The 22,237-nt window shown below is 67.0% G+C and carries 12 protein-coding genes and 1 pseudogene; 9 read left to right on the top strand and 4 right to left on the bottom strand.

Annotated features, from left to right (window positions below; all coding sequences use genetic code 11):
* Complete coding sequence (locus ACQCSY_RS21215; protein ID WP_427131926.1) at positions 1-879, bottom strand: FAD binding domain-containing protein; 879 nt, start codon at positions 877-879, stop codon at positions 1-3.
* Positions 880-999: 120 nt separating this feature from the next.
* Here ACQCSY_RS21215 and ACQCSY_RS21210 point away from each other — a divergent pair, with 120 nt between their 5' ends.
* Together ACQCSY_RS21210 and ACQCSY_RS21205 are read left to right on the top strand one after the other, a co-directional pair.
* Positions 1,000-1,977, top strand: a complete 978-nt coding sequence (locus ACQCSY_RS21210; protein WP_427135983.1) for a LysR family transcriptional regulator — start codon at positions 1,000-1,002, stop codon at positions 1,975-1,977.
* Between the two features lie 95 nt (positions 1,978-2,072).
* Positions 2,073-2,390, top strand: coding sequence for a DUF6457 domain-containing protein (locus ACQCSY_RS21205; RefSeq protein WP_427131924.1), 318 nt, complete (start codon positions 2,073-2,075; stop codon positions 2,388-2,390).
* Between the two features lie 109 nt (positions 2,391-2,499).
* Here ACQCSY_RS21205 and ACQCSY_RS21200 read toward each other — a convergent pair whose 3' ends face one another.
* The gene (locus ACQCSY_RS21200; protein ID WP_427131922.1) at positions 2,500-4,857 is read right to left on the bottom strand and encodes an FdhF/YdeP family oxidoreductase; all 2,358 of its coding nucleotides are present in this window, start codon (positions 4,855-4,857) and stop codon (positions 2,500-2,502) included.
* Between the two features lie 931 nt (positions 4,858-5,788).
* Positions 5,789-6,999 (bottom strand): annotated as a pseudogene (locus ACQCSY_RS21195) (IS4 family transposase).
* Between the two features lie 68 nt (positions 7,000-7,067).
* Between ACQCSY_RS21195 and ACQCSY_RS21190 the strand changes: the two are divergent.
* From ACQCSY_RS21190 to ACQCSY_RS21180, 3 genes are all read left to right on the top strand, one after another.
* Positions 7,068-12,569 carry a peroxidase family protein gene (locus ACQCSY_RS21190; RefSeq protein WP_427131920.1) on the top strand — a complete coding sequence of 1,834 codons (5,502 nt, stop codon included), beginning with the start codon at positions 7,068-7,070 and terminating at the stop codon, positions 12,567-12,569.
* A 121-nt stretch (positions 12,570-12,690) separates the two neighbouring features.
* Complete coding sequence (locus tag ACQCSY_RS21185) at positions 12,691-14,394, top strand: multicopper oxidase family protein (protein WP_427131919.1); 1,704 nt, start codon at positions 12,691-12,693, stop codon at positions 14,392-14,394.
* Position 14,395: 1 nt separating this feature from the next.
* A complete protein-coding gene (locus ACQCSY_RS21180) occupies positions 14,396-15,208 on the top strand; it encodes a hypothetical protein (protein ID WP_427131915.1) in 813 nt (270 codons plus the stop codon).
* Between the two features lie 73 nt (positions 15,209-15,281).
* On the opposite strand, the gene ACQCSY_RS21175 is transcribed toward ACQCSY_RS21180, so the two are convergent.
* The gene (locus tag ACQCSY_RS21175) at positions 15,282-16,367 is read right to left on the bottom strand and encodes a hypothetical protein (protein ID WP_427131913.1); all 1,086 of its coding nucleotides are present in this window, start codon (positions 16,365-16,367) and stop codon (positions 15,282-15,284) included.
* A 133-nt stretch (positions 16,368-16,500) separates the two neighbouring features.
* On the opposite strand from ACQCSY_RS21175, the gene ACQCSY_RS21170 reads away from it, so the two are divergent.
* The 4 genes from ACQCSY_RS21170 (at position 16,501) to ACQCSY_RS21155 (ending at position 22,237) form a co-directional block, all read left to right on the top strand.
* The gene (locus ACQCSY_RS21170) at positions 16,501-16,686 is read left to right on the top strand and encodes an MBL fold metallo-hydrolase RNA specificity domain-containing protein (RefSeq protein WP_427135981.1); all 186 of its coding nucleotides are present in this window, start codon (positions 16,501-16,503) and stop codon (positions 16,684-16,686) included.
* Entirely contained in the window at positions 16,683-17,999 is a 1,317-nt protein-coding gene (locus ACQCSY_RS21165; protein WP_427131912.1) for an erythromycin esterase family protein, read from the top strand. Before ACQCSY_RS21170 ends, ACQCSY_RS21165 begins: the two co-directional genes overlap by 4 nt.
* 85 nt (positions 18,000-18,084) lie before the next feature.
* Entirely contained in the window at positions 18,085-19,719 is a 1,635-nt protein-coding gene (locus tag ACQCSY_RS21160) for an MDR family MFS transporter (protein WP_427131910.1), read from the top strand.
* Positions 19,712-22,237, top strand: a complete 2,526-nt coding sequence (locus tag ACQCSY_RS21155; protein ID WP_427131908.1) for a PEP/pyruvate-binding domain-containing protein — start codon at positions 19,712-19,714, stop codon at positions 22,235-22,237. Before ACQCSY_RS21160 ends, ACQCSY_RS21155 begins: the two co-directional genes overlap by 8 nt.

Below are 22,237 nucleotides of genomic sequence, written 5' to 3'. Positions count from 1 at the left end.
TCAGCCTTCCTGTGTCTGGGCGGCGCGGGCACAGGCCCGCCGCAATACCCGCCGGGTGAGCTCGTCGGCCAGGTGCCGTTTGTAGTCGACCGGACCGCGCTGGTCCTGGACCGGATCGCAGGCGGCGGCCGCCAGCCGCCCTGCCTCAACGAACAGACCCTCGTCGGGGTGCCGTCCCCGCAGCAGGGACGCCGCTTCGGCGACCGTGTGGTCAAGGCCGAGTGCCGTGAGTCCGACGGCGGCGTCGTCAATGGTGCCGTCCGCCGCAAGGCAGACGGCGGCGCCGGCAGCCCCGACCGCCCAGTCGCCCACCCGGCGTTCAACCTTCTCGTAGGCGCTCCCGGAGCGGGGACGGATCGGGAACCGGAGTTCGCAGAGCAGCTCGTCCTGATCGACCGCGGTCTCGTAGGGTCCCCGGTGGAACTCGGCCATGGACAGGATGCGCTCGCCGCCGGGGCCGCGGATCACTGCCTGGGCACCCAGCACATCGCAGACGGTGGAGAGGTCCTCGGCCGGGTCGGCCTGGCAGAGCGAGCCGCCGATGGTGCCGCGGTTGCGCACAACCGGGTCGGCGATCACGGATTCGGCATCCCGCACGATCGGGAAGAGCCCGGCGATCTCGTCCGACTCGAGGAGCGTTGTGTGGCGGGTCAGTGCGCCGATGCGGAGCTGGTCGCCGTCGCGGAGGACGAAGTCGAGCTCGTAGAGATCGTTGATGTCGATCAGCCACTCGGGCCGGGCGAGGCGGAGCTTCATCATCGGCAGGAGGCTGTGCCCGCCGGCAACGACCCGGGATTCCGGACCGTAGCGCGCTAGGAGCTCCAGGGCGTTGTCCACCGTTGTGGCGCGCACGTAGTCAAATGGAGCCGGAATCTGCATTGTCCCTACCTCACTCCGGAAGCCCGGCGGCGTTGTGAAGCGCCGGATTGAGGTCAGTCTTGCCCCGTCGGAACGGGAGTGTCAATATCGTTATAAGCGAAAGGTTATGAAGCCGTGGCGATGACATTGAGCCAGTTGCGCACGTTCGCCCTCGTGGCCAAGCTGGGCTCGCTTCACGCCGCCGCAGCCCACCTCGGAGTCAGCGAGCCCGCCGTGTCCACGGCCCTCGCCGCGCTCCGGCAGGACCTTGGCGACCCCCTGTTTGTGCGCGCCCATGGCGGGATCGCCTTGACCCCTGGCGGCCGGGCGCTCGCGGAATATGCCCAGGACATCGTCGGTCTGGCCGAGCAGGCCCGGTGGGAGGTTTCGCACGCCAAGACCGACACGGGGCGGCTGAAGATCGTGGCGACGGCGCCTTTTGCGGAACACGCCGCCGGCAGGCTGCTGGATCTTTTCACCCGGCGCGTTCCCGGGGCCACTGTGGATGTGGTGGTCGAGGCGGCGGAGGACGTTGCCTCGCTGCTGCTGGAACGTGCGTATGACATTGCACTGGGGGCCCGGCCGCCGCTCACCAGCACCGCCGCAACCGACGTCGGCCTGGAATCAGCCCCATTCCTGCGGTACCAGCGGGTCCTTGTCGTCGCGGCGGAGCACCCCCTCGGCAGGCTGCACGGGCCGGTCCCGCTGGCCCAGTTGCTGGGCCGGCCCTGGTTTGCCGGACCGGCCGGAATCCAGGACAGCACCGAAGAAGGCCGCTGGCTGGCTTCCATGGGGGTGGCGCCGGAGATCGTCCGGCTCAGCAGCGAAACCGACGCCCTCGCGGCCGTCAGGGCGGGCGAAGGAACCATGCTTGCCCTCGGGCACATCGTCCGGGCCGAAATCCGGAGAGGATCCCTGGTCCGTGTGCCGGTCGCCGGGACCCCGATCTCCGGTCTCTGGTGGGCGAGCACGCTGGACCGGCGCCGGGCAACCACCATGGCGCGGACCCTGCAACGGTTTGTCAGCACGGCGGATGCGACCGCCGCCATGGTGGCCCCGGGTGGCTCGCGCGGCCTTGAACGCCGGGGGTCCAAGTTCCATGTGGCCCTCTGGAGCTGAGGTGCGGGCCGTTGTGCCGCGTTGCACAACGCTGATGTCGGTGCTAACCCTTGAGGGGTAGGCGATCGGTTCACACCCCACCAGAAGGAGTAGCCATGACTTTGTCCCGAGAGGAAGACGGCTCGCTGCGGCACTGGAGCAGCCGCCTGATCCAGGCCCTGCAGATCCTTGATCTGGACGTCGACCACCAAAAGATCGTCGATGTCGCGGAGGAGTCGGTGAAGGCCGTCGGGCCGCATGCGGATGCCATCAGCGCGTTCATCGTCGGCTACGCTGCGGGCACCGCGTCCACCAAGGGCCGGAAGGGCACGCAGGAGGCCGTTCGCGCCGCCGCCGACAAAGTCATTGAGCTCTGCGAGGACGGCGAGTCCGGCGGCCCGGACGAAAAGGGCTGGGCCAAGAGGGCCCAGTAGCGCCAACATCCAACCCCCGTGGGACATGCCCTCCCCTCGGACCCGGGGATGGACATGTTCGCATTATGTCCAGTGCCCGCGGCCAGGACTGGACATGTCCCGCGGAGCGTCAGGACGGCGCCGGAGCCGCTACCCCTGTGGTTACGGTCGACGAACCGTCCGGTGTCTGGTCCAGGCTCGGTTCGAGACGGACAATTACGGCTTTGGAGACCGGGGTGTTGCTGCCTTCGGCCGTGTGGTTCAGCGGCACCAGCACGTTGGCCTCCGGATAGTAGGCTGCCGCGCAGCCCCGGGCGGTGGGGTAGGAGACCACCCGGAACTTGCGGACGACCCGCTCCAGGCCGTCCTGGTACTCGCCGCGGATGTCCACGTACTGCCCGTCGGCAAGGCCCAGTTCGGCGATGTCGTCCGGGTTGACGAACACTACGTGGCGTCCATTCTTGATGCCTCGGTAGCGGTCGTTGTGCGCGTAAATCGTCGTGTTGAACTGGTCGTGGGAGCGCATGCTCTGCAGGATCAGGGTGCCAGCGGGGCGCTCCACGTGTTCCAGCTCGTTGACGGTGAGCACGGCCTTGCCGGTCGGCGTCGGGAACGTGCGGGAGTCGCGGGGACCGTTGGCCAGGATGAAGCCGCCTTCCTGGCGGATCCTCTCGTTGTAGTTTTCGCAGCCGCCCACGACCCGTGAAATGTGATCCCGGATGAGGTCGTAGTTCTTCTCGAAGCCGTCCCAGTCGGCCTTGATCTTGTTCCCCACGACTTCCTTGCCGAGCCGGCTCACGATGGCCGGCTCCGAGAGGAGGTGGTGCGAGACGGGTTCTACGCTGCCCCAGGACGGGTGGACCGCGCATACGGTGTCCTCAACTGACACGAACTGGGGTCCGGACTCCTGGACGTCGATCTCGGTGCGGCCCATTGTCGGCAGGATCAGCGCTTCCTGGCCGGTCACCGTGTGGGACCTGTTCAGCTTCGTGGAGATCTGGACCGTCATCTCGGTGTTCTCCATGGCGGCCTCGGCGGCGTGGGTGTCGGAGATGGCGGCAACCAGGTTGCCGCCGAGGGCCACGAAGGCTTTGATTTCGCCGTCGCGCATTTTGTTGATCGTCTCGACGGCGTCCACGCCGTGTTCGCGGGGCGGCTCGAAATCGAACTCCTTGCCGAGGGCCTCCATGAAGGACTGCGGCATCTGCTCCCAGATGCCCATCGTGCGGTCGCCCTGGACATTGCTGTGCCCGCGGATGGGGGAGGCGCCGGCTCCTGGTTTGCCGATGTTGCCGCGCAGCAGGAGCAGGTTGATGATCTCCTTGATGGTGGCCACGCCCTTCTTCTGCTGCGTGATGCCCATGGCCCAGGTGATGATGACTTTTTCCGCCTTGAGGTAGCGGGCGGCGAGCTCATCGATTTCCTCGACGCGCAGGCCCGTTGCCTCAAGGACCGCCTGCTCGTCCAGTTCGTTCAGGTGCTTCTTGAGCTCTTCGAGGCCCTCGCAGTGTTCGGCCAGGAAGTCGTGGTCCAGGACGGTTCCCGGGTTCCTGGCCTCGGCGTCGAGCACGCGCTTGGAGACGGCCTGCAGCAACGCCATGTCGCCGCCGATCCGGATGTGCAGGAACTGGTCCGCGATCTCCGTGCCCCGGCCGATGATCCCCTTGACCTTCTGCGGGTTCTTGTACCGGCGCAGCCCGGCCTCGGGCAGGGGATTGACGGCAACGATCTCACCGCCGTTTTCCTTGCAGGCCTCCAGCTCGGTGAGCATGCGCGGGTGGTTGGTACCCGGGTTCTGGCCCATGATGATGATCAGGTCCGCGTTGGCGTAGTCGTCGAAGGTGACGGTGGCCTTCCCGATGCCGATGGTCTGGCCCATTGCCCAGCCCGAGGATTCGTGGCACATATTGGAGCAGTCGGGCAGGTTGTTGGTGCCGTAGCCGCGGACGAACAGCTGGTACAGGAAGGCCGCCTCATTCGAGGTCCGGCCGCTCGTATAGAAGGCGGCTTCGTCGGGGGAGTCCACGCTCTTGAGCTTGCTGCCGACGATCCTGATCGCCTCGTCCCAGCTGACCGGCTTATAGTGGTCCTCGCCGGCGGGCTTGTGCACAGGCTCCGTGAGCCGGCCTTGCATGCCCAGCCAGTATTCCGAGCGGCTGCGCAGCTCGCTGACCGAATGCTCCGCCCAGAATCCGGAGGGAATCACGACCGGCGTCGCTTCCCAGGTGACGGCCTTGGCGCCGTTCTCGCAGAACTCGAATGCCTTGCGGTGGTGCGGGTCCGGCCACGCGCAGCTGGGGCAGTCGAACCCGTCCTTCTGGTTCATTGCCATCACGGTCTTGCGGGTGCGGTTCAGGCCCATCTGCTCGATGGCCGGCTGCATCGAATGGTAGACACCCGGAATGCCGGCCGCCCAGCTCTTCGGCCCGTCTCCGACCACGAGGTCTTTTTCGTCAGTTTCCTCGATGCGAGGATTCTTGCGGGTCACGGTGAACTTCCCTTCTGCAAACACCACCGGGTTGGGGTGGCGCGCTGATCTGCCACTACGCACGATACCTTCACGCCGATCACAGATCTATCACAGGCGTATCAGGTTTGCCCGGAGCCCCGCAAGCGATCCGTCCGGCGGCGCCGGATTTTTCTCGCCTGGAACCCGTTGCGGCGTAGGACGACGCCGGGCCGCACCCTCGACGGCAGCGGTCCCGTTCCGTAGGATACGGCTTACCCGGCCCGGGCGAACGATGGCGTGGCCGGGTGCAAGAAACCGGGTGCAAAAAGGACCGACCGAAAAGGGGCAGCAGCAGGGGCCAGTGGAAAGGGACCCCTGCCATTGCGGATCAGCCGGAACAGCTGAAGGGGCACAGGGGTCCTCCTTCAGCCGGACCGGCCTTACCCATGCGGTTTTCCGATCCGGCGCGGCCCGGCGGCGGTGCTGAGACAGCCCGCGCTTCCGGCCCCCTGGGTGCAGCCACGGCATGGCCTCCCCGCCCGGATTTTCCTTTGGTAAACCCCCTTGGGTAAGCAGCCGTGCGCGCACTGCGCACTGGCTTCGGCGCGCGGTCCGGAGAGAAAGCCCAGGACCCGTCCAAGATTTCCCTAAGAACCACCCTGCACTCCTTCACCATCATTCACTTCAAGAGGCAGGTGCGTAATGAATGTGTTCGCATGCACGAAGGTCGAGGGCCAAGTCGTGTCTTTGGCAAACCGACCCGCTTAGCCTCAATACCGTTCAGTTAAGAGTCTGGATCCGGATGTGTGGGCTGTGCTCCGGTTGCGGCCATTCGCTGTGACGGGCGCGTTTGGCTGCCCATTTGAGGACTTTGCGTTTGACGACGCGGGGGTTGGAGCGTTTCCGGCGGGCCGGGTTCAGGCGCCGGAGGAGTAGGCGGACGGCATGCTGCCAGGCCGCGGCGGCGGTGTCAGGGTCCCGAGGGGGAAAAGGCGCCCTGCGCTGTGGAGCGGCGGGCGATGCGCAGGGCGGCGGTGAAGGAGATGCGGTCGGGGTCGTGCCCGCCGCGGGCGGCGGTGTCTGCCATGAGCGTGCGGATGGCGTAGTGGCAGCACAGGTGCCCCCAGATTTCCTGGTTGACCAGGTCCGGGGACTTGGAGCGCAGCACGGCCCGCGGTCCGCGCTGGTGGGTCTTGAGCTCGTCGAAAACGCTCTCGATCTCCCAGCGCTGGGCGTAGGCGGCCGCGAGATCTGCCGCGCCCGCTTCGGCCGGGTCCAGGATCGTGGTCAGCAGCCGGTATTCCTCGGGGTTTTCCCGCCCGTCGCCGATCGTGTAGTCGATCACGCGCACGCTCAGCGGCTCGGTCTTCGCCCGGTCCGTGCCGGAGGTCGGTCTGATCGTGGCCAGCCAGGACCCGTCGGACAGGGTTTCCAGATACCGGGGCCGCAGGTTCGTCTTCACGCGCCAGAGCAGGTCCGCGCCCGTGCCGGCGGCCTGGCCCCAGAGCCGGAAGCCGTAGAAGCCGCGGTCGGCCAGGACCAGCATGCCCGGTTTCAGCCGCCCCGCGAGTTCCCGGGCCAGCTCGATCCCGGAGACAGCGCAGGGCCCGGTTTCGGCATCGATGACCGCGTGGGTGCCGCACTCGGCCAGTGCCACCAGCCGGGCCTGGGGGAAAGCGGACTGCTCGCCCCGGTCGAGGCCGGACGGCTGAAGTGCTCCGCGTTCGCCGGCGTGTCGGGCACGTCCAGGCAGGTCCCGTCGATCGCGACCAGCCGCCGCCCTGCCAGCCAGGACCCCGGCGTGCCCGGCCCGGCCAAGGGACGCGCCACCCGGAAGAACAGCCCCCGCACCGGTTCCGCCCCGAGACGTGAGCGTGCCTGGAAGATCGCCGACTTCGACGGCGGCACGAACGACTCCGCCCATCCCGAGGACCACGACAGCCCGTCCGTGAGCTGCGCGAACACGTCCTCGTACGACCCCTCGGCGTATAACGCCATCCCGATCGAGAAATACGCCGTCACCCGCGCCGGCAACGCCCGGTGCCGCCGCTCCGTGCGCCCGGCCGCCGCGACCACCTCATCCACCACATCGGCAGGAAACACCCGCGTCAACAGGCCCACCGACACCAGATCAGACAACCGGCGGCCGGACACGGGCTTTTTCCATCCAGAACGAGGCATACCCCGAGAATACCGCAGAAACCCTTAACTGAACGGTATTGCGCTTAGTAGTCGCCGCAGGGACAGCAATGGCTCTGCTCAGTTTCCTTGGACTCACCACATCGGTGGTCAGCGCCAACGCCGTCGTGGCCCCCGTCGGCCAGGGCTTCACCGTCACCCCATCCGATCTGGCGTTCATCCTCAAGCAGATCAAAATCGCTGAGCACCACGCCGCAACGCTGACTCCCGCTCAACCGTGCTCCACCCTGGTCGGCCCCGGTCCCGACCAGATCCCCGATGCCCTCACCTCCTACGGTCTGCGGACGGTGGACGGCTCGTGCAACAACCTGATCCCGGGTCGGGAGAAGTTCGGTGCGGCAGACCAGCCCTTCCCGCGCTTCACCAATCCCGTCTTTAAGGCCGCGGAGGACACACCGCCTGGCTTCGGCCCGCCCGGCCCGACGTCCTATGCCCAGAAGAAGGGCAATGTCTTCGACTCGCAGCCGCGCGAGATCAGCAACCTGATTGTCGACCAGACGTCCACCAACCCGGCTGCCGTGGCAGCGGCTGCGTTCCCTGTGAGAACGCAGGGCAACCCCGGCCTTTTCCCGTGCACCACGGACCCGAATCCGGGGCCTCCGGCAGTTGACGGAGTTCCCGCCGGCTGCGTGCCGTCGCACCAGACCCTGTTCATCCCGAACGTCACCACGGATGTGGGTCTCTCGCCACCCTACAACTCCCTGTTCACCTTCTTCGGCCAGTTCTTCGACCACGGTGTCGACCAGACCGTCAAGAGCGGCGGTACAGTCTTTGTGCCGCTCCACGCTGACGATCCGCTGATCGCCGGACCGGACCACATCCTCGGCAACGCCGACGACCTGCCGCCGAACCTGCAGTTCATGGTGCTGACCCGGGCGCAGAACCAGCCCGGTCCTGACGGCATCCTGGGTGACAACCCCGCAACCCCCGTCGACGAGAGCGCCGACGACATCCAGAACGCCAACAACACGGACTCGCCCTGGGTGGACCAGAGCCAGACGTACACCTCGCACGCATCGCACCAGGTGTTCCTGCGCGAGTACGTGAACAACCCCGCCGGCAAGCCGGTCTCGACAGGCAAGCTCCTGGGCGGTCCGAAAAACCTTGACGGAACCCCCGGCCCCAAGGCCACCGGCATGGCCACCTGGGCTTCGGTCAAGGCCCAGGCCGCTACGCTGCTCGGACTCCAGCTCGTCGACACGGACGTGACCAACATCCCGATGCTGGCCACCGACCCGTACGGTAAGTTCCTGCCGGGTCCGCTCCGCGGTCTCCCGCAGTACGTGACGGCGTCCGGCATGGTCGAGGGCGACACCGCCAACCCTGTGCTTGTTCCGGCGGATGTGCTTCACTTCGACACGCCGTTCCTGACCGACATCGCGCACAACGCGGACCCGTCGCCGCAGGACACGGACCACAACCCGGCCACGCCGCCAGTGGCACCGGTTCCGGACGCTGACAATGTCGCCTCGGCAGATTTTGCCAACCAGCCGGCCGGTACGTACGACGACGAGATGCTGAACGCGCACTTCTGCGCTGGTGACGGCCGGGTCAACGAGAACATCGCCCTGACCACGATCCATCAGGTCTTCCACTCCGAGCACGACCGCCTGATCGATGACATCAAGAACACGCTGACCAACGACACCTCCTCGGCGGGAGTCGCTGCCCTGGCCGACTGGCAGTCGGTGTCCGGTGCCAACGGCTGGAACGGGGAGCGCCTGTTCCAGGCCGCCCGCTTCGTGACCGAGATGGAGTACCAGCACCTGGTGTTCGAGGAGTTCGGCCGCAAGGTCCAGCCCGCAATCCAGCCGTTCCACGTCTACCACTCCGACATCAACCCGGCGATCCACGCCGAATTCGCCCACGCGGTGTACCGCTTCGGGCACTCGATGCTGGACGACACGGTCGCCCGCACCAACTTGAACGGGTCGGACAACTCGGTCCCGCTGCTCACGGCGTTCCTGAACCCCCCGGAGTATTTCAACGGCGGTTCCGCCGGCCAGCTCACCCCTGAACAGGCCGCCGGCAGCGTCGTCATGGGCTCCTCGGACCAGGTGGGTAACGAGCTCGACGAGTTCGTCACCGAAACGCTGCGCAACAACCTCTTGGGGCTGCCCCTGGACCTGCCCACGCTCAACATGACGCGGGCCCGTGACGCGGGCGTCCCGCCGTTGAACAACGTCCGCAGGCAGATCTTCGGCGCAACCAACGATGGTCAGCTCGCACCCTACACAAGCTGGTCGGACTTCGGTCAGCACCTCAAGCACCCTGAGTCGCTGATCAACTTCGTCGCGGCGTACGGAAAGCACCCGTCTATCACCAGCCAGACGACCCTGGCCGGCAAGCGGGCAGCGGCCAAGGCCATCGTGGACCCGACCTCGGCACCGGCAACCGACCCCACGACCATCCCGGCCGACGCGGCGGAGTTCATGTTCGGCACCGGAGCATATGCGAACACGGCCGACGGCGTGACCGTCACCGGCGTCGACGACGTCGACCTCTGGGTCGGCGGGCTCGCTGAGATTACGAACCTGTTCGGCGGCCTGCTGGGCAGCACCTTCAACTACGTCTTCGAGAACCAGCTGACCGACCTGCAGAACGGGGACCGGCTGTACTACCTGGCCCGTACCCCCGGCATGAACCTGCGCAGCCAGCTCGAGGGCAACTCGTTCGCCGAGCTGATCCAGCGCAACACGGACGGCACGAACACGCTGAAGGCCGACGCGTTCGCTACGGCCGACTGCAAGTTCGAGCTCTCGAACCTCAATGGAACGCCCGCCGGCTTCACCGCCTTCGGGTCCACGGTCGCCGACGATTTGACGACGCCCGGCTGCGACGAGTCCAAGCTGCTGCTGCGCAAGCCTGACGGGACCATCCAGTACCGACAGGTCAACAGCGTCGATCCCGTGGGGATCAACGGGCAGTCCGTCTACAACGGCACGCCCGGCGTCGACCGCATCTTTGGCGGCAACGACAACGACACCTTCTGGGGCGGCGCAAGCAATGACGTCATCGAAGGCAACGGCGGCGACGACGTCATTCTCGGCGGCGACGGCAACGACATCATCACCGACCTTTCCGGCGCGGATGTGTTGAAAGGCGGCCCCGGCAACGATGCCCTCGACGGAGGTATCGGCAACGACATCTTTATGGGTGGCGATGGCCAGGACTTCATCAACGGCGGAGCCAATGACAATGAGGCCTTCGCCGGTCCCGGCAATGACTTCGTCATCGCCGGTCAAGGCGCGGACGCCGTATTCGGCGACGGAGGCGACGACTGGATAGAGGGTGGTTCCGGCCAGGACCTCTTGATCGGTGACCATGGTGCCCCGTTCTTCGATGATCCTGCCCAGGTCCAACCGGGCAACGACATCATGATCGGCCAGGTCGGCGAGAACGACTACGACGCCGAGGGTGGCGACGACATCATGGCGGCCAACGCCGCGATCGACCGGTTCGCCGGTGCAGCCGGGTTCGACTGGGCAATCCACCAGTACGACACTGTCGGAGCCGACGATGACATGATGATCAACAACAACCTGATCGGGCTGCCTCTGCCGGTAGTCGTGAACCGCGACCGCTGGCAGGAGACCGAAGCCAACTCGGGATCTGCGTTCAACGACATCATCCGTGGCGACGACGCTGTGCCGAGTGCCGTCGGTGGTGCCGGCTTCACCGGCTGCGACGTCCTCGATCAGACTGGCGTCGACCGGATCAACGGACTGGGAGCCCTGCTGCCCCCGCTGTCCGGCGACCTGGCTGCGGTGGTCGCGGCCTCGGCGAACAAGTCTTGCCCGCTCACCGGCCCGATCTGGGGGGAAGGCAATATCCTCCTAGGCGGTGCCGGAAACGACTCGATCGTAGGTCGAGGCGGCGACGACATCATCGACGGGGACAGGTCCCTGGCTGTCCGGATCAGTGTTCGCACCAATCCGGCCGACCCGGCAACTGAGGTTGGAAGCACCGATCTCATGGAGCACCAGTACCTGCATGACGCATCGGGCGCCCTCACCGGCCCGACGCTGCAGGCCGCTGTGTTCGCGGGACAGGTCGACCCCGGCAACCTGGTCTCTGTCCGCGAGATTCTGAGCCCGGCTGCCGGGACAGACACGGCGTCCGTCGACACCGCGGTCTTCTCCGGCCCGCTGTCGAACTACACGTTTGAGTCCGTCCCCGCCGCGGGAACCACTCTGGCCTCGGTGAAGGTCACCCAGACCGGCGCCAATGTAGCGGGCCAGAAGATCAGTGACGGAGTGGACACCCTGCGCAACATCGAGATGCTCCAGTTCTCCGACCAGACAGTGTCCGTCGCGGCCGCGGTGACACCTCCGTCGGCACCGGCGGCACCGGCGATCGGCGCAGCGACTGCCACGACAGGTTCGGCGACCGTGAGCTTCACGGCCCCTGCACCCAACGGGAGCCCGGCCATCACGAGCTTCGAGATCGTCGCGACCCCGGCCACGGGCCCTGCCATCACAGTGACCGGAATCCCGGCGACCGCAACCAGCGGCACCGTTACCGGCCTGACCAACGGGACGACGTTCACCCTCCAGGTGCGCGCCGTGAACGCGAACGGTCCCGGCCCTCTGTCCGCGGCATCCAACCCGGTGACTCCGTCAGCGGCAGTACCCGGAGCCCCGGCCCTCGGGTCTGTAACGCCGGGGAATGCCTCGGCATCCCTGATCTGGACAGCCCCCGCCTCTGACGGCGGATCGGCGATCACGGGGTACACCGTGCGGGCGTTCTCCGGAACGACGCTGGCTGTAACCCAGGCGGTCACAGGGAACGTGGGAACCGTCGTCGTCACCGGACTCACCAACGGGACCACGTACACGTTCGACGTGGCCGCGGTCAACGCAGTGGGAACGGGAGCTGCCTCAGCTGCTTCGGCACCAGTGACTCTGGGAACTGATTTTGTGGCTCCCACCGTGACGGCGAGGACCCCCGCATCGGGTGCCCGCTCGGTAAGCCAGTCCGCGGACCTGACGGCAACACTCAGCGAAGCGGTGACGGGAGTCACAGGAACCAACTTCCGACTCCGGCTCGGCACCACGCTGATCCCCGCCTCAGTGTCCTACAACCCGCTCACCCGGGTTGCGACGCTGAACCCGAACGGGAACCTGACGGCCGACCGGGTGTTCACGGTGACCCTCTCGGGTGTCCGTGACGCTGCGGGCAACACGATGACGACCACCTCGTGGTCGTTCACCACAGGCCCCGCGCCCACCATCACCGCTACGACCCCCGTCCCGGGAGCCACCGCGGTACGGCGGAACAACAATGTGACAGCCACCTTCAGTGAGGTCATCACCGGCTTCAATGTTGCTGGCAGCGTCCGCATTAACAGGGTTTCCAACGGGGGCCAGCTCGGCGCAGTGGTCTCGTTCAACCCCATCACCAGGGTGCTGACGATCAACCCCAGCGCGACCCTTCTCTCGAACACCCAGTACCGGGTCACCATCACCGGTAGCACCACTGGAGTTCGGGACCTGGCCGGCAACCCGGTGACCACCCGTATCTGGACGTTCACCACGGGAACAGCACTGTAGTAAGTAGTACGAGATCGCCGGCTGGCGGGTCCGCAACGGCCCGCCAGCCGGCTTCCTCACTTGTTCGAAGAACGACTCTTTGGACACAGTATTCAGCCTGATAGCCCACTTTGGAGGGGCCATGACCACACGACGAGACATGTTGAAACTAGGTGCCGTTAGCGCCCTCGGCCTGGCCGGGCTCAGGGGAGGCGATGACACAATCCCCCCGGCCACGACCGCGGCAACACCCCCCGTGACTGCCAGCCTGCTGGCGCCCCAGAACATGCCCATCCCGTACGCAGGGGTGTTCCGCCGCCCGCCGGAGCTCGTGCCCTTCGAGACGGGCTTCGACAACGGCGACCCGGCGCTGCCCTTCGCGCGCTACGCCCTTACCCAAAAGCTCGGCCAGGCGCAGTTTGTGCCCGGCCTGTCCACCACGGTGGCAGGGTACAACGGCATTTTCCCCGGCCCCACCATCCGGGCCGCGCAGGGCACCCGGGTCGAAGTCCGGATCCGTAACGCCTTCCCCGGGACCGGCCTGCTGTTTCCCGGGGCCATCAACACCGTCACGCACCTGCACGGCTCGGCATCGCTCCCTCAGTACGACGGCTACGCCAACGACATCACCGTGCCGGGAAATGTCAAGAACTACCACTACCCCAACTGGCAGACGGCGCGGACCCTCTGGTACCACGATCACAAGCACCACATCACGGCCCAGAACGTGTACTCGGGCCTCGCCGGGTTCTACCCGCTGTCCGACCGCTTCGAGCGGGCGCAGCTGCCGCAGGGCGAGTTCGACGTTCCCCTGATGATTTCGGACGCCATGTTCAACGCGGACGGATCCTTGGCCTACAACGACAACGACCAGAAGGGACTGTGGGGCGACATCATCATGGTCAACGGCGTGCCCTGGCCGACCATGAAGGTCAAGCCCCGGATCTACCGGTTCCGGGTGCTCGACGCCTCCATTTCACGCTCCTACCGCCCGACGCTGTCGACCGGAGATCCGGTCTACGTGGTCGGCACCGACGCCGGCATGGTGCCGAAGGTCCAGGCGGTGAAATCGTGGCGGCAGGGGACGGCGGAGCGCTACGAGGTCCTGATTGACTTCCGGCATTACCGGGCGGGGCAGATGATCGAGCTGCGGAACCTGAGCAACAAGAACAACATCGACTTCGCCAATACGGGAAAGATCATGCGGTTCGAGGTCGTGGCCGACTCCGGCTCAGGAGCCGGTTCCATCTCCAGCATCCCCGCGACGCTGGACGACGGGGGTGCACTGAATCCGACCAGGGGCGGCATCGCTACCATGAGCCTGACGCCGGACATGGCCGTGGCAAAACGCGACCTCAAGCTGTTCCGGGCGAATGGACAGTGGACCGTCAACGGCGTCACCTGGGCGGACGTGGAGAAGTCAGGGTTCACGAAGCTCTTCGGCAACCCCAAGCCCTTCGACATCGAGCAATGGACCATCACGAATGCATCCGGCGGCTGGTTCCATCCGCTTCACATCCACTTGATCGACGCCAAGATCATCTCGAGGAACACGAACGGCGGCAAACCGTTCGCGTGGGAAACCGGCCCCAAGGATGTGTTCTACGCGGGCGAGAACGAGTCCATCACCGCCCTCACGCAATTCGACACGGGGCCGGAGCAGGGCGGGCGGTACATGATCCACTGCCACAACCTGGTGCACGAGGACCACGACATGATGGTGCAGTTCTCCGTGGGCGACTTGCGGAACAACGATCCGATCAGCTCCGATCCGCCGGTCCTGGACACCACCCCCGAGGGCTCGTTCCCGCCGGTCTACCGGCCCGGTCTTCCGCCCGGGACCTGAGATGGGACACATCAGGCAGATGACCGCGGCTGCCCTGCTCGTGCTGGCGCTGAGCGCCTGCACGGGCGGTACACCGGATCCGGCGGGAGTTCCTGCCGGTGCGCCCGCCGGAGCGTCGGCGAGCGCCGCGGCCGTCTCCCTTGAGACGGGTACCGACGTCGGCAACGGGCGGCCGACGGTCAGCCATGACGGGCTGATGGTGCGACGTCGTGTGGTGATCGCCGTCCACCCCGCCCCGGAGGCAGATCTGGCGGCCGTGCGCACACGGCTCGAGCAGGCCGCGGCCGCGAGCGGCGTGGTCCTGTCAAACATTTCGCCGGACGTGCTCGACCCCGCGATCCTCGAGCACATCGTTCCGGAACTGATCGCGGCGCTACCGCCCGAACGGACCCGCGAGGACGCCGACCAGCTGGCCGGGCTCGCCTTCGGTCCCGAGGGATCCTACGCCGCGGTGGAGCATGTCCATGTTGCGTCAGTGCTGGTCCACGATCTGCAATTCACTGTCGCCTCCCCGGACCCGGCAGCGCTGGCAGAGTCCATCGCCGCTGAAGGCATTCTCTCGGACGCGCTCGGTAACTACGCCACGTCACTGGACGGCGGCGCCCTGACGGTCAGCTACACGGGCCCGTTGCTCAGTGACGCGCTCGTGGACTCGGTCCGGAACGGCATGGCCCGCAGCGCCGGCGTCGATCCGGGCAATGTTGCCCTGACGCCCCGCTCGGCAACGGGGGAAGGCGTGGACCTCTCCCAGGAGCCGGAGCCGGCCCCGGAGCCGACCGAGGATCACTCGGGCCACGACGACGCCGGGCATTGACCGCACCAGTGGCCGGCCGGAAGGAGAAGATCCTACCGGCCGGCCCCGAGTGCCTCCCGGATATCGCGGCGCATCAGCGGGTATCGGTGCCTTCCCGCCTCGGGTTCGGACCAAGCGCGAGAACGACGGCGAAGGAAACGAGCGCGGAGAGAATGACGATGCCGTTCACCAACTCAACCGACCACGCCACACCCTGGCCCAGGTTCTTGACGACGAGTTGAGCCGGCCAGACAAGCATGGGTAGCGCCGCGGCCAGCACGAGTTCCTGCCCTCGAAGACCCACACCACGGAGTCGAAGCCCGGCAAGAACGGCGTCCGTGAAGACCGCAGCAACGAACGCTGCCGGGACGACCCTGAGGTCATGGAAGTTCTCCAAGACCTCAGCCAGCGCCGCGACAACCGTCACGAGGAATGTCACCGATCCGGCTATTGCCAGCCCAAACCGGAGCAGGAACACCACGGGTGTCACGAGCACCACGGTGGTGATCAGGTAGCCGCCCAGTCCGACGACCACGAGACTGCCCCGGGCCACCTGTGCGGCACCGCCGACGGCGAAATGCTCCGGATCCGTGAGGAACCCGGAGTAGAAGCTGAGAGCGAAAGCCGCGATGGCGGCGATCGACGTGACCGCCAGGGTGGCAAAGATCCTGGCAGTGGCCGTCGGTCGTCCGGTGCGCCGACGCTGCGCTTCAACCGGCCCCGACACGAGGAGCACACCTGAGACGAAGAGCCACAGGTGCGTCGGGCTGAGCAGCGCGTCGATGCCGGACTCGATTCCGAAGACCTCGTGCCAGGCCAGGTCGGCGGCACCACCAACCGCGAAGGCTGCCGCGCCGAACACTGCGAACCCGTATCCGGCCGGGATGTGCGCAATCCGGGCTAGCCGGTGCCGGACGGCGGCGCGCCGGCTGATCACAGCGAGCCACGCGCTGAGCAGCACGAGTCCGCCGTATAGGAATGCGTGCCACGGAGTGAAAAAGGAGTCAGGAAGTCTCAGCACGTGGGCGCGCCCGTCGCTATACAACGCCACCACGATGCCCAGTCCGAGCAGCGCGGCGACCAGGTCCTCGGTCATCGTGCTTCGAACGGCGGCCTCGGAGGCCTGAGCCTGGTGATCGGCGTTGGCCCTGGCCGACCTTGCTTTCTGATTCGAAGTCACGTCCGCCTCCCGGCATTCATTTCTGAACCAAACTACGCGCGTCGATGGATCGGCACAATGCGGTGCCGGCCGCGACGGGACGTGACTTTCGGCCCTATGTGCGGACCGGGCCTGCGCGGAAGCTTGGGAGTACATCGCGGACACCGATGGCCTCATCGGGTGGATGAAGGCCGCCGAAAAGGAGCCCCGCATGACCTACATCACCCACGGCGAGCCCGAAGCATGCGAGGCCCTGCGCGTCCGGATCAAACACGAACTGGGGTGGCGGGCCAGGGTGCCTGAATATCTTGAAGACGTCTCCATCGAGGACCAACGATGAATCCGGGCGCAGTCACCAAGACCTCAGTCCTCAAGGAGATCCACGCCCTCGCCCGGCCGCTGAAGACCGATCGGGACCTCGACGGGCTGGTCCGGCGTGCCTCCGACTGCCGCTTCGTGGCCATGGGCGAAGCTTCCCACGGCACGCACGAGTTCTACACCTGGCGGGACACGCTCAGCAGACGGCTCATCGCGGAAGAGGGCTATAACTGGATCGGGGTGGAGGGGGACTGGCCCGACTGCTGGCGCATCAACCGCTGGGTCCGAGGCCAAAGCGGGCAGGACCAGGGCGTCCACGCGTTACTTGCCGGCTTTGAACGCTGGCCGACCTGGATGTGGGCCAATGAGGAAGTGGCGGCGTTCCTGGACTGGCTGCGTACCTGGAATTTGGGACGGCCGATGGACAAGCGCGTCGGCTTCTACGGACTGGACGTCTACTCCCTCTGGGATTCGCTGCGGGAAATCATCGGCTGGCTTGAGGAGAACGTGCCCGACGCCGTCCCGGCGGCCATGCGCGCCTGGCAGTGTTTCGTGCCACACCATGAGGATCCGCACAAGTACGCCTGGAGCACCCGGCTGGTGCCGCAGTCCTGCGAGGCCGACGTCGTCGCCCTCCTGACCGAGGTCAGGAACCGGGTCTTCAGCCCGGTAACCCTAGACGAGGACGCCTTCGACGCCGTCCAGAACGCCGAGGTGGCCGCGAACGCGGAGCACTACTACCGCATCATGGTCCGCGGCGACCGGCAGTCCTGGAACGTCCGCGACCACCATATGGCGGACACCATCGACCGGCTCAGCCGGCACCTGGGGCCATCGTCGAAGGGCCTCATCTGGGAGCACAACACGCACGTCGGGGATGCGCGGGCCACCGACATGGCGCAGGACGGCCTGGTCAACGTCGGGCAGCTGCTGCGCGAACGGCATGCCGGCGAAGGCGTGTTGCTGGTGGGCTTCGCTTCCCACCGCGGTTCGGTCCTCGCCGCCGATGCCTGGGGCAGCCCGGAGCGTATCCTCCCGGTGCCGGAAGCGCGTCCGGGCAGCCATGAGGACTTCCTGCACCAGGCCCTGGGCGTCCCGGCGGTCCTGGAATTCGGCGACGACAGGTCCGGGCCGTGGCTCTCGACCTGGCTGGGCCACCGGGCGATCGGGGTGGTGTACCACCCGGAGAGGGAGCTCGGGAACTACGTCCCGACCCGGATGGGGGAACGCTATGACGCCCTGATCTGGCTGGAACACACGGCATCCCTGCGGCCGGTGCACCATGAGGGGCCGCCCCGGGAGCCCGAGTTCGAGACGGAGCCCACCGGCTTCTAGGCAGGACGCCAGGGAACCTTTCGCTTCCTAAGCGAGGGTCGTATTCTATAGAGAACAGTTCGTTTTCTATTTGGGCGGGTGGCCGATGAAGCGGGAAAGAACCGCGGTCCGTCCGTCCCGGCCGGCCATCCGGGCAGCACTGCCGGGCATCTTGATTGTCATGTTCCTGGGTGCGCTGGATCAAACCGTCATGGCCTCGGCACTGTCAACGGTGGCAGGTGACCTTAGCGGCCTGGACCAGATGTCGACGATCGTCACGGGGTACCTTGCCGCCGCCACCGCGGCCATGCCTCTGACCGGAAAACTGGGCGATGCCTGGGGCCGCAAGCCCGTGCTGCAGGCCTCCCTCGCGCTGTTCACTATCGGTGCCGGACTGTGCGGGACGGCCCAGTCCGTTCCCGAACTCATCGCCTATCGCGCCGTTCAGGGGATTGGCGGAGGAGGGCTGATGATCGGCGCGCAGGCGGTCATCGGTGAACTTGTCAGCCCCCGCGAACGCGGACGCTACCTGGGCTTTATCGGCGGGGCCTATGTCTTGGCCGTGGTTGCCGGTCCGTTGGCCGGAGGCGCGGTAGTCGACCACCTGTCCTGGCGGTGGATTTTTTATTCCTACATCCCCCTCGGGCTGGCGGCCCTGGCCGTGGTTTCCTTGACCCTGCGGCTCCCGGAGACCGAACCCGGCCGCCGGGTCGACTACGCCGGTGCCTCTTTCCTCTCGCTGGCCATCGTCACCGTGATCATGCTGTGCAGCCGTGGCATCTACACCGGCCCCGCCTGGCTGGCCCCGCTGCTGGCTGCTACGGCGGCCGCCGCCGTGTCCGGCTGGCTGATCACCGCCCGGTGGGCCCGGGACCCGGTCATTGACCTTCAGCTTTTCCGCGACCCGGCGTTCGCCCTTTCCACGGCCATCAGTTTCGTGATCGGCTTCGCCATGTTCGCCACTGTCAGTTACCTGCCGGCCTTCCTGCAAGTGGCCATGGGTCTCTCTGCCACAGGGTCCGGGGCCATGCTGATCGCACTGATGGGGGGCATCCTGCTGACCACGGTGGTTTCCGGGCAGTTGATCAGGCGCACCGGCCGCTACAAGCTCTACCCGATCGCCGGGACGGCGCTGGCTGCACCGGCGATGTGGATCTTCAGCACCCTGCAGGCCTCGAGCGGCCCGGGCATTGTCCTGCTCACCATGCTCATGCTCGGACTCGGCATTGGCCTGGTCATGCAGGTCATGATTCTGGTGGTGCAGAACTCCGTAGACCACAGGAACCTGGGCACGGCCACCGCTGCGGTCACGTTTCTCCGGCAGGTGGGCAGCTCCATCGGTGTGGCCGTCCTCGGTTCGCTCATTGCCGTGCGCTTCGTTGCCGGCGTGCCGGCCGACCTGGCCGCACGGCTGGGTGACAGGCTCAACGCCCTCACGCCGCGGTCCATCGCTGCGCTGCCGGCGGCAGACCGGACCGCCGTCGGGACGGCCTTCGGCTCCGCGCTCCCACCCGTTTTTGGATACGCGGCCATCCTGCTCCTGGCAGCGTTCATCCTGACCCTGTTCCTGCCCGAACGCGAACTGCGGACCACGGCGCACGCCGACCCGGCCCCGCCCCGGACCCCGCCCCGGACCCCGGCCGCGCCGACGGAAACCGCGCCGACGGAAACCGCGCCAGCGGAAATCCAAGACAGCAAACATCCAGGGAACCATCACCCACGAGGAGCCCCGAATGACTGAAGCACCCGCAGCAACCAGTCCCCGCCAGCCCCGACACCCGCTGCTGGTCGGGGCCCTGGCAGACTTCGGGGCCGCAGACCTGGCGGCGGCCGGCGGTAAGGGAGCGAACCTGGGCGAACTGGTCCGCGCGGGCTTCCCGGTGCCTGAAGGCTTCATCGTCACCACCGCCGCCTACACGGCCCTACTGGAGGACACCGGGCTGGGCGCCACGCTGGCCGGACTGGTGGAAGCCGGGGCCGGCGGCGGCGCGATCCGGGATGCCTTCGCCTCGGTCGGTGTGCCCGCGATCCTGGGCAGCGCGATCACGGCGGCCTACCGGCAGCTCGGCGGCGGGCCGGTGGCTGTCCGCTCCAGCGCGACGGCAGAAGACCTGCCGGGTGCCGCCTTTGCCGGCCAGCAGGACACTTATCTAAACGTCGTGGGCGAGGATGCCCTGATCCGGGCGGTCGCTGACTGCTGGGCCTCCCTGTGGACGGACCGGGCGATTTCCTACCGGGAGCGGCAGGCGATCCGGCCGGACGAGGTTGCCATCGCCGTCGTGGTCCAGAACATGGTGGCGGCGGATACCGCCGGCGTGATGTTCAGCGCCAATCCGGTCAGCGGGGCGAGGAATGAGATCCTCATTGACGCCAGCACGGGCCTGGGCGAGGCGGTGGTCTCCGGGCTCGTCACGCCCGAGCACTACACCCTCGATGCGCGCGGGCGGCTGAAGGAATGGACGCCCGGCGGACAGGAAGTGGTCATCCGGCCGGCGACCGGCGGCGGCACCAGCGAAACGGCCGGGACCAGGAGCACGGAACCGATGCTCACGAGCGGGCAGATCGCTCAGCTGGCCGGGATCGCGCACAGAGCCGCCGCCCACTTCGGCCGGCCGCAGGACCTGGAATGGGCGGTGGCCGGCGGAACGGTTCATCTGCTGCAGGCACGGCCGATGACCGCGCTGCCGCCGGAGCCACTCCGGCTCAATCCCTTCCAGAAACTGGCGGGACCGTTCTTCGTCGAAATGTTCCAGGTGCGCCCGTACCCGCTGGACGTATCGGGGTGGCTGCACTACGGGGTCCTGGACATGGTCCGCCGGATGGCCGCCAGCGTCGGCGTCGTGTTTCCGTCCACGCAGGAACTGCTGCCCGAAGAAGACGGCGTGGTCCTCCAACTGGTGCCGCCGGTGCCGCGTCCCACTTTCCGAACACTGGGCGCACCGGTATCGATTGCCCGTCGCGTCCGCCGCTACAACCCCTCTCGGTGGTCGCAGGACGAGCGCTTTACGGGCTTCCTGGCCGAGTCGGAACAGCTGAAGAGCCAGGACCCGCGGCAGCTGGGCTGGTCGCAGCTTCGGGCGCACGTTCGCCGGATATTTGCCGTCACGGGTGCCATCACGGAGCTGCGGGTGTCCTATCTTCCGGGTGCATTTGTGCCGCAGCTGAGGCTGAGGCTGTGGTTGCTGCTGCTGGGGAATCGGCGACTGGCCGCGTCGCTTATGGCAGGCGCCAGGACACGGACCAGCCAGGCCAACCGCGCACTGGAGGAGCTCGCGGACCAGGTCCGCGCGGATGGGGACCTTGGCCAGTCCTTCACCCGGCTGGAACCGGCGGAACTGCTGCGCATGATCTCCGACGACCCCCGGTTTGCGGAATTTGACCGGAAGTTCCGAGCCTTCCTGGCTGAATACGGGCACCGTGAAACCGTGAGCGTGGTGCTGAGCAGTGCGCCGACCTGGGCCGACGCCCAGGAAGTCGTCCTGGGACTGGTGAAGGCCCTGCTCGGCCAGCGGCGGCAGGAGGTGGACCAGACCGGCGACGCGCTGCGGGAACTGACGGCGCATCCGGCACTCCGCAGCGGCTGGCTGCGCCGGCATGTACTGGCCGCGGTGACTGACGCAAAAACCGGGACGGCCTTCCGCGAGGACACGCATTTCTATTTCACCATGCTGCTTCCTACCCTGCGCCATTCCCTGCTGGAAATGGGTGAGCGGCTGCGGGCCGCCGCGGTGCTGGACCAGGCGGCAGACGTCTTCCACCTGCGCCTGGAAGAACTTTCCGCGATCAACGACGGCAGCGCGCTGCCGGCCGAGGACAAGGACCGTCTCCGGAAGACGGTACTGGCCAGGGCTGCCAAGCGGCGCGAACTGGACCGGTTTCCGCTGCTGGATCTGAACGCCCTGTTCGCCGACCGTAAACCGGACAGCGGCGCGCTGCTCACCGGCACGGGTGCCAGCCGCGGCACCGCCACCGCCAGGGTCCGGATCATCGGCGGCCCCGCGGACTTCGGGAAACTGCAAAGTGGCGAAATCATGGTGTGCCCGTACACCAACCCGTCCTGGACCCCCCTGTTCCAACGCGCGGCCGCCGTCGTCGTCGACACGGGCGGGATCGGCTCCCACGCCGCCATCGTCGCTCGCGAATACGGGATCCCCGCGGTCATGGGAACCCGAAACGGCACCAGTACGCTCACCGACGGACAACGCATCACGGTTGACGGCACCACCGGGCGCGTCACCTCCGCCGAGGAAAGGCACTGA

The organism is Pseudarthrobacter sp. S9, assembly GCF_050156545.1.
Classification (GTDB): domain Bacteria; phylum Actinomycetota; class Actinomycetes; order Actinomycetales; family Micrococcaceae; genus Arthrobacter.
Note: the sequence above shows the minus strand (reverse complement) of the source record. Positions and strands in the feature narration are given on the sequence as shown.